Raw genomic sequence first — 1,084 nt, forward strand, 5'->3', positions numbered from 1 at the left:
CTCCCGGACGGCCTGGAACAGCGGCTCGGCCAGGGCCCGGTTGAACTGGACGCGGTTCCTGTCCTGCGGGTACGCCTCCACCGGCACGGTCACGAACCGGACCTTCCCGGCGCTCATCTCCCGCAGGCCGCCCGCGAGCCGCTGCATCACCGAGAGGGTGAGGCCCTCGTCCGCCTTGATCGACTTGGCCACGGCGGAGAGGAAGTCGTAGGTGCGGCCCGGGTCGGCGAGCATGCCCTTGTCGGTGGCCTTCTGGACGACCGACGCCATGAACGCCTGCTGCCGCCGGATCCGGTCGAGGTCGGAGCCGTCGCCGAGCACGTAGCGGGTCCGGACGTAGCCGAGGGCCTGGTCGCCGCGGACGACCTGCCGGCCCGCCCGCAGGTGCAGTTCGGCCTTCGGGTCGTCGATGCGGCGCGGCACGCAGATCTCCACGCCGCCGAGCGCGTCCACGACGCGCTTGAAGCCGGCGAAGTCGACCTCGACGTAGTGGTCGATGTGGATGTCGGTCAGGGACTCGATCGTCTTCCAGGTGCAGGCGGGGCCGCCGTTGGAGAACGCCGTGTTGATCATCCCGAACTGCGCGGGGACGACCGTGCCGTCCTTCTTCTCGCAGGACGGCATCCGCACCATCGAGTCGCGGGGGAAGCTGATCCCGATGGCGTTCTCGCCGCCGGGCGAGATGTGCAGCAGGATCGTCGTGTCCGAGCGCTGCCCCGGCTCGACGCCGTAGCCGGCGTTGCGGCCGGTGCGGCTGTCGGACCCGATCAGCAGGATGTTCAGCGAGCCGTTGAGCTTCTCCGGCCGGTCGCCGCCGAGCCGGCCGTCCACGCTCTCCCGGTCGATCTGGCCGTCCAGGCGCCGCCAGAACCCGTACGCGGTCAGGCTGCCGGCCACCAGCACCACCGACATGACGATCGACAGCACGCCGAGCACGCGCCACAGACGCCCCCGCACCGGCGGTTCCGGTGGCGCCGGGGCGCTGCCCGCGTAGTACACGGGAGACCGTGCGACGGCTCGCTGCATCCGCAACATTTCAGCACAGAAAGGACACACGCCTCCCCCACCACGGGAAAGTCGCCCC

At 70.8% G+C, this 1,084-nt stretch carries 1 protein-coding gene; it reads right to left on the reverse strand.

Going from position 1 to position 1,084, the window contains the following annotated elements; translation table 11 throughout:
- The coding region (locus E1200_RS33370) for an LCP family protein (protein ID WP_165950572.1) at window positions 1-957 on the reverse strand (957 nt) is incomplete at its 3' end.
- Between the last annotated feature and the right edge of the window lie 127 nt (window positions 958-1,084).

Source organism: Actinomadura sp. GC306 (assembly GCF_004348665.1).
Classification (GTDB): Bacteria; Actinomycetota; Actinomycetes; order Streptosporangiales; family Streptosporangiaceae; genus Spirillospora.